The organism is Mycobacterium sp. ABE4_509, from assembly GCF_056160785.1.
In genome coordinates this window covers 34,074-41,587 of sequence record NZ_JBSWXU010000035.1, presented here as the reverse complement: position 1 = coordinate 41,587, position 7,514 = coordinate 34,074, and the positions used below count along the sequence as shown (strand labels likewise).

9 protein-coding genes are annotated in these 7,514 nt (G+C 68.0%); all 9 read right to left on the bottom strand.

Going from position 1 to position 7,514, the window contains the following annotated elements:
• Nucleotides 1-1,521, bottom strand: a 1,521-nt coding sequence (locus ACXAID_RS10510; protein WP_475022145.1) for an NADH-quinone oxidoreductase subunit G, incomplete at its 3' end; no start/stop codon positions are given.
• Nucleotides 1,518-2,843 carry an NADH-quinone oxidoreductase subunit NuoF gene (gene nuoF, locus ACXAID_RS10505; RefSeq protein WP_475022144.1) on the bottom strand — a complete coding sequence of 442 codons (1,326 nt, stop codon included), beginning with the start codon at nt 2,841-2,843 and terminating at the stop codon, nt 1,518-1,520. The genes ACXAID_RS10510 and nuoF, both read right to left, overlap by 4 nt.
• 2 nt (nt 2,844-2,845) lie before the next feature.
• Nucleotides 2,846-3,577 carry an NADH-quinone oxidoreductase subunit NuoE gene (nuoE, locus tag ACXAID_RS10500; RefSeq protein WP_475022143.1) on the bottom strand — a complete coding sequence of 244 codons (732 nt, stop codon included), beginning with the start codon at nt 3,575-3,577 and terminating at the stop codon, nt 2,846-2,848.
• A complete protein-coding gene (gene nuoD, locus ACXAID_RS10495; protein ID WP_475022142.1) occupies nt 3,574-4,902 on the bottom strand; it encodes an NADH dehydrogenase (quinone) subunit D in 1,329 nt (442 codons plus the stop codon). The genes nuoE and nuoD overlap by 4 nt, the downstream gene beginning before the upstream one ends.
• The gene (locus tag ACXAID_RS10490) at nt 4,902-5,579 is read right to left on the bottom strand and encodes an NADH-quinone oxidoreductase subunit C (RefSeq protein WP_475022141.1); all 678 of its coding nucleotides are present in this window, start codon (nt 5,577-5,579) and stop codon (nt 4,902-4,904) included. Before ACXAID_RS10490 ends, nuoD begins: the two co-directional genes overlap by 1 nt.
• Nucleotides 5,576-6,130, bottom strand: a complete 555-nt coding sequence (locus ACXAID_RS10485; RefSeq protein ID WP_475022140.1) for a NuoB/complex I 20 kDa subunit family protein — start codon at nt 6,128-6,130, stop codon at nt 5,576-5,578. Before ACXAID_RS10485 ends, ACXAID_RS10490 begins: the two co-directional genes overlap by 4 nt.
• The gene (locus ACXAID_RS10480; RefSeq protein WP_475022139.1) at nt 6,121-6,522 is read right to left on the bottom strand and encodes an NADH-quinone oxidoreductase subunit A; all 402 of its coding nucleotides are present in this window, start codon (nt 6,520-6,522) and stop codon (nt 6,121-6,123) included. Before ACXAID_RS10480 ends, ACXAID_RS10485 begins: the two co-directional genes overlap by 10 nt.
• A 167-nt stretch (nt 6,523-6,689) precedes the next feature.
• Nucleotides 6,690-7,103: an Rv3143 family two-component system response regulator gene (locus ACXAID_RS10475; RefSeq protein ID WP_475022138.1), complete on the bottom strand. Its 414-nt coding sequence runs from the start codon at nt 7,101-7,103 to the stop codon at nt 6,690-6,692.
• Nucleotides 7,104-7,184: 81 nt separating this feature from the next.
• Complete coding sequence (locus ACXAID_RS10470; RefSeq protein WP_475022149.1) at nt 7,185-7,514, bottom strand: DUF6285 domain-containing protein; 330 nt, start codon at nt 7,512-7,514, stop codon at nt 7,185-7,187.

The window sequence follows — 7,514 nt, the reverse complement described above, 5'->3', positions numbered from 1 at the left end:
GGCTTCGAGCGCGCCACGCTCTCCGGCCCGCCGCGGCACCCAGGCCAGTCGCGCACCGGTGTCCCCGGCCAGGCGGCTTGCCGCCGACAGCGCCCCCGGCGAGGTGGCCAGGCGTTCCCCGACCAGGATCAGCGAGCCCGGCATGGTGAGCAGTTCGTGACCGGCCAGCCCGGTCAGGGCAGCCGCTTCGTCACCCGGCGCAGCGCGCACCAGCGTTCCCGAGAGCTTCCCGAGGCCGCGAGACTCCAACGGCGCCACCGACAGCACCCGCAGCCCGTTGCGGCGCAGCGCCTTGCGCAGTCGCAGGAAGATGATCGGAGACTCTTCCTCGGGTTCGAATCCGGCCAGCAGCACCGCCGGCGCCTGCTCCAGGTCGGTGTAGGTGACGGTCATCGGCTGCCCGGCGATGTGGTGGGCCAGGAACCGGGCCTCCTCGCCGCTGTGCGCCCGGGACCTGAAGTCGACATCGTTGCTGTTCAACACGATCCGCGCGAACTTGGCATACGCGTAGGCATCTTCGGCGGTGGCCCGGCCGCCGACCAGCACGCCGGTGCTGCCCCGGGCCGCGGCCAATCCGGCCGCGGCGACGCCCAGTGCCTCCGACCACGACGCCGGACGCAGCGCACCGTCCTCACGCACCAGCGGGGTGGTGATCCGGTCACCGACCGTCGGATAGGTGAACGCCCAGCGGCCCTTGTCGCAGTTCCATTCTTCGTTGACCTCGGGATCGTCGCCGGCCAGCCGGCGCAGCACCGCGCCGCGCCGGTGATCGGTGCGCTGGGCACAGCCTGAGGAACAGTGCTCGCAGACGCTGGGGCTGGACACCAGGTCGAACGGTCGCGCCCGGAACCGGTATGCGGTGCCGGTCAGCGCTCCCACCGGACAGATCTGCACCGTGTTCCCGGAGAAATAGGATTCGAACGGCTCACCGGGAGCGATGCCGACCTGTTGCTGCGCACCGCGTTCGAGCAGATCGATGAAGCGGTCCCCGGCGATCTGATCGGAGAAGCGGGTGCACCGGGCGCACAGCACGCAGCGTTCCCGGTCCAACAGCACCTGCGACGATATGGCGATCGGCTTCGGGAAGGTCCGCTTGACCCCCTCGAAGCGCGTCTCGGCACGGCCGTTGGACATCGCCTGGTTCTGCAGGGGGCACTCGCCGCCCTTGTCGCAGACCGGGCAGTCCAGCGGATGGTTGATCAGCAGCAGTTCCATCACGCCGTGCTGGGCCCGGTCAGCGGCCTCGGAGGTGAGCTGGGTGCGCACCACCATGTCCGGTGTGACCGTCGTGGTGCACGACGCCAGCGGCTTGCGTTGGCCCTCGACCTCCACCAGGCACTGCCGGCAGGCACCCACCGGTTCGAGCAACGGGTGGTCGCAGAACCGCGGGATCTGCACCCCCATCAGTTCAGCCGCCCGAATCACCAACGTCCCCTTGGGGACGCTGATCTCGGTGCCGTCGATGGTCAAGGTCACCATCTCGACCGGGGGTGCGTCGTGGCTGTGCTCGGCAAGCGTCATGCGCCGACTCCTTCCGGTGCGGCCAGCATCGACGCGTAGGGGTCGAACGGGCAGCCTGGGGCGGCGGGGTCCAGGTGCGCCTCGTACTCCGACCGGAAGTACTTCAATGAGGAGGTGATGGGACTGGCCGCTCCGTCTCCGAGCGCGCAGAACGACTTCCCGAAGATGGCATCGGCGATGTCGAGCAGCTTGTCCAGGTCGGCTTCGGTGCCGGTGCCGTCCTCGAGCCGCTGATAGATCTGCGCCAGCCAGAAGGTGCCCTCCCGGCACGGTGTGCACTTGCCGCAGGACTCGTGGGCGTAGAACTGCGTCCAGCGGCGCACGGCGCGCACCACGCAGGTGGTGTCGTCGAAGATCTGCAGCGCTTTGGTGCCGAGCATCGAACCGGCACCGGCCACACCTTCGTAGTCCAGCGGGACGTCGAGGTGCTCGGCGGTCAGCAGCGGTGTCGACGACCCGCCCGGTGTCCAGAACTTCAGCGAATGCCCGGCCCGCACACCGCCGGCGTAGTCGAGCAGCTCACGCAGCGTGATCCCCAACGGGGCCTCGTACTGTCCCGGCGTGGTGACGTGCCCGGACAGCGAGTAGAGCGTGAAACCCGGTGACTTGTCCGAGCCCATGGACCGGAACCAGTCCACCCCGTTGGCCAGGATGGGCGGCACGCTGGCGATCGACTCGACGTTGTTGACCACCGTCGGGCAGGCATACAGGCCGGCCACCGCCGGAAACGGCGGCCGTAGCCGCGGCTGGCCCCGTCGCCCCTCCAGCGAGTCCAGCAACGCGGTCTCCTCGCCGCAGATGTAGGCGCCCGCTCCGGCGTGCACGATCAGCTCCAGGTCGAAACCCGAACCGTGGATGTCGTTCCCCAGGTGTCCGGCGTCGTAGGCCTCGGCGACCGCGGCCTGCAGCCGCCGCAAAACCGGGACCACCTCGCCGCGCACGTAGATGAAGGCGTGGTGGGCCCGGATCGCATAGGCCGCGATGATGGCGCCCTCGACCAGAAAGTGCGGCGAGGTCAGCATCAGTGGAATGTCTTTGCAGGTACCGGGTTCGGACTCATCGGCGTTGATGACCAGGTAGTGCGGTTTGGCCGCGGCGCCTTCATCTCCCTGGGGGATGAACGACCACTTGGTCCCGGTCGGGAAGCCCGCGCCGCCGCGGCCGCGCAACCCGGCGTCCTTGACGGTGGTGATCACATCGTCGGGACTCATCGACAGGGCCTGCTCGAGTGCCCGGTAGCCGCCGTGGCGCAGGTAGGTCGGCATCGACCACGGCTCGGGTTCGTCCCAGAACCGGCTCAGCACGGGAGTCAGCGGCGTCATCGTCAGCTCCCCGTCTCGGGTTCGGGTGCGGCCATGCCGTGTTCGTGTGCACAGCGCAGCCCGGCCAGGGTGGCGGCACCGGCGGGAACCGCACGGTCGACGGTTTCGGTGTCGGGCAGGCCGGCCAGTGTCCGCGCGGTCTGCCGAAACGTGCACAACGACGAGCTGCGCGACGGAGTGGGAAGCTCGCCGCTGCGTAGCGCATCGACCAGATCGCGTGCCGAAGAAGGGCTCTGGTTGTCGAAGAACTCCCAGTTCACCATCACCACCGGGGCGTAGTCGCAGGCCGCGTTGCATTCGACGTGCTCGACGGTGATGGTCCCGTCGGGTGTCGTCTCACCGGCACCCACACCGAGGTGGTCGGTCAGCGCCTCGAGGATCGCGTCCCCACCCATCACCGCGCACAGCGTGTTGGTGCAGACACCGACGAGGTAGTCGCCGGTCGGGGTGCGCCGATACATGGAGTAGAACGTGGCCACCGCGGTGACCTCAGCGTCGGTGAGGCCCAATTGCTGGGCGCAGAAGGAGATTCCGGCCGGGGTCAGGTAGCCGTCCTCGGCCTGGACCAGGTGCAGCAGCGGCAGCAGGGCCGAGCGCGGCTGCGGGTAGCGCGCGATGATGGTCGCGGCGTCGCCGGCCAGCCGCGCCGTCACGTCGGCCGGATAGCCGGCCGGCCCGTGAATCGGCGGGCCGGGCTCGTCGGGGCGCTGCCCGAGTTCGAGAAAGACACTCATCGGTCAACGCCTCCCATCACCGGGTCGATCGACGCCACCGCCGAGATGGCGTCGGCGACCAGGCCGCCTTCGCACATTGCCGCCACCGCCTGCAGATTCGTGAAGGACGGGTCGCGGTAGTGGACCCGGTAGGGCCGGGTGCCGCCGTCGGAGACCATGTGCACGCCCAGTTCGCCACGCGGTGACTCCACCGCGGTGTAGACCTGCCCGGCCGGGACCCGGATGCCCTCGGTGACCAGCTTGAAGTGGTGGATCAGCCCTTCCATGGAGTGGCCCATGATCTTGGCGATGTGCTCCGGCGAGTTCCCCAACCCGTCGGGTCCCAGCTTCAGATCGGCGGGCCAGCCGAGCTTCTTGTCGGTGATCATCACCGGCGCTCCGGTGGTCTTCTCCAGTCGCTGCATGCACTGCTCGACGATCTTGAGTGACTCGTGCATCTCTTTGACCCGGATCAGGTAGCGGCCGTACGCGTCGCAGCGGTCATCGGTGACGACGTCGAAATCGTATGTCTCATAACCGCAGTAGGGCTGTGCCCGGCGCAGATCATGGGGCAGCCCGGTGGAGCGCAGCACCGGCCCGGTCACCCCCAGCGCCATGCAGCCCCGCAGGTCCAGATAGCCGACCCCCTGGGTGCGGGCCTTCCAGATGTAGTTCTCGTTGAGCAGGTCCTCGAGGTCGCCCAACCGCTTGGGCAGCACGTCCATCAGTTCTCGCAGCTGCGGCAGTGCCTCGTCGGGCAGGTCGACGGCCACCCCGCCGGGCCGGATGTAGGCGTGGTTCATCCGCAGTCCGGTGATGGTTTCGAAGATCGACAGCACGAGTTCGCGCTCCCGGAACCCGAGGAACATCGCGGTCATCGCACCGAGTTCCATCCCGCCGGTGGCCAGTGCGACCAGGTGGCTGGAGATGCGGTTGAGCTCCATCATCATCACCCGGATGACCGACGCGCGTTCCGGGATGTCCCCGGTGACCCCGAGGAGCTGTTCGACACCCAAGCAGTAGGCGGTTTCGTTGAAAAACGGCGACAGGTAGTCCATTCGGGTGACGAAGGTGACGCCCTGGGTCCAGGTCCGGTACTCCAGGTTCTTCTCGATGCCGGTGTGCAGGTAGCCGATCCCGCACCGTGCCTCGACGATGGTCTCGCCTTCGATCTCCAGGATCAGCCGCAGCACCCCGTGTGTCGAGGGATGCTGCGGACCCATGTTGACGACGATGCGTTCACCGGCGTGCTCGGCGGCGTTCTGCCTTGCCGCGGTGACGACTTCGTCCCAGTCCTGGCCGCCGACGACGACCACCCGTTCGGGTGGGTTCTTCGATGTGGTCATCAGTTGTAAGCCCTCCGCTCGTCGGGCGGCGGGATCTCTGCCCCGTGGTATTCCACCGGAATGCCGCCCAGCGGGTAGTCCTTGCGCTGCGGGTGCCCGACCCAGTCGTCGGGCATCTCGATGCGGGTCAACGACGGATGTCCGTCGAAGACGATGCCGAAGAAGTCGTAGGTCTCGCGTTCGTGCCAGTCGGTGGTCGGGTAGACGCCGAACAGCGACGGAATGTGCGGATCGGCGTCGGGGGCGGCCACCTCGAGGCTGATGCGCCGGTTGTGGGTGATCGACATCAGCGGATACACCGCGTGCAGCTCCCGCCCCTCGTCGTCGGGGTAGTGCACCCCGCTGACCCCCAGGCAAAGCTCGAAGCGCAGTTCTTGAGTGTCACGCAGCGCCCGGGCCACCGCGACGAGGTGCTCGCGGCGCACTTCCAGGGTGAGCTGGTCGCGGTACACCACGACCCGCTCGACGGCGCTGTCGTCGGCCAGAGCGGCGCTCAGGGTGTCGACCACTTCGTCGAAGTAGCCGCCGTAGGGGCGGGGGGAGCCGGCGGGCAGGGCGACCGGGCGGACCAGGCGCCCGTAACCGGAGGTGTCTCCGCTGCCCTTGGCGCCGAACATGCCTCGGCGCACCCCGATGATCTCCGGTCCCGTGTGGGCGTCGCCGTTGTCGTCGCTCACCGGAGCAGACCTTTCAGCTCGATGGTCGGGGGTATCGAGAGCGCCGCCTGCTCGGCTTCGCGGATCGCCTCCTCCCGATTGACACCCAGCGGCATCTGCTGAATCTGATCGTGCAGTTTGAGGATCGCGTGCAGCAGCATCTCGGGCCGGGGCGGACAGCCCGGCAGGTAGATGTCGACCGGAACGACGTGGTCGACGCCCTGCACCACCGCGTAGTTGTTGAACATGCCGCCGGAAGAGGCGCACACGCCCATCGCCAGCACCCACTTGGGTTCGGCCATCTGGTCGTAGATCTGGCGCAGCACCGGTGCCATCTTCTGGCTGACCCGTCCCGCCACGATCATCAGATCGGCCTGCCTCGGCGTCGCCGAGAACCTCTCCATGCCGAACCTGGAGATGTCGAATCGTGGCCCGGCGGTGGCCATCATCTCGATCGCGCAGCAGGCCAGCCCGAATGTCGCCGGCCACAGCGAACCCTTGCGCACATATCCGGCGACCTTCTCGACGGTCGACAGCAGGATGCCGCCGGGCAACCGCTCCTCTAATCCCATGCCAGGCCTCCCCGTCGCCATTCGTAGGCGTACGCCACCGAGACGTTGAACAGAAACAGCCCCACCGCGATGACGCCGAACGCGCCCAGGCTGTCGAAGGCGACCGCCCACGGGTAGAGGAACACGATCTCGATGTCGAAGATGATGAACAACATCGCGGTCAGGTAGTACTTGATCGGGAATCTCTGCTGGGTCGCTGCGCCTGCTGCGCTCCACCGCTGCCCGGCCACGGCCGAACCGGACTGGTCCATCGGTTCGATGCCGCACTCGTAGGCTTCGAGCTTCGCGTGGTTGTACCGCCGCGGGCCGATGAGCAGCGCGATGCCGACCGACCCCACCGCGAAGACAGCGGCTATCGCACCAAGCACCAGGATGGGCGTGTACAGACTCATACTGCGCAGGCGCTCCTCGGGGGCTGTCGATGTGAGCTAGCCCACAGCCTAGCCCTGTTTTTGATGCAAACCACACATTTTGGTTACTATCGCTACGGAGGGCATCCGGCGATGCCGCCGTGCCTCGAATGAGTAAGCGCAGCAGTTATTTTCGCGCTCGACGCGTGTTAAACCACGGTGCGCAGGAGCGAGGCGACGGCGTCGCCCAACCGGATCGGATCGACAGGGTGGGGAACCGCCGCCTCGGCTCGTGACCAGCTGGCCAGCCAGGCGTCATCCGGGCGTCCGGTCAGCACCAGCACCGGCGGGCAGTCGGCGATTTCGTCCTTGAGTTGTTTGGCGATTCCCATGCCTCCGGCCGGGGTGGCTTCGCCGTCGAGGATGGCCAGGTCGAACCCGCCGGCGTCCATCTGCTGGATCACCATCGGCCCGGTCGCGACGTCCAGGTAGGTCAGCTCGGGGAGGTCCGGGTGGATCCGTTTGCCCAGCGCGAGGCGCACCTGCTCACGGACCCTGGGGTTGTCGCTGTAGACCAGGATTCGCAGCGGTGGCGCAGAAGGCCCCGCAGACGGCACTGCCATGCGCGCGATAGTAGCGGCGCAGTGAATACGGCGTCTGCGGAACTGATCGCCCGGATGCGGCCACCGTCTACCGTGGCGCCGTCATCCCTGCGCGTAGCCGGGGTGGTCCACCGAGAGGCGGTGCCCCACCAGCAGCCGCAGAAACTCCAGCACCTCGTCGCCGCGATCGTCCAGCTGTCCGTCGCGGATGGCCTGCGCCAGCGACGCCTCATCGGCGAAGCCGAGCCCGGCGAGCGCCGTGCGCACCGCACCGGCGGTGTCGTCGAGCAGCTCCCGCTCCACCGTGCGCAGCACGTTGGCCGCAACCCGGGCGTGAAACCCCACCTGTCCGTCGCAGGCGGGGCGGACCTCGTTGTCGAGGAAGTCGGCGACCGCGGCCACGAGCTCAGCGGCGGTGGGCCGTCCCGACAT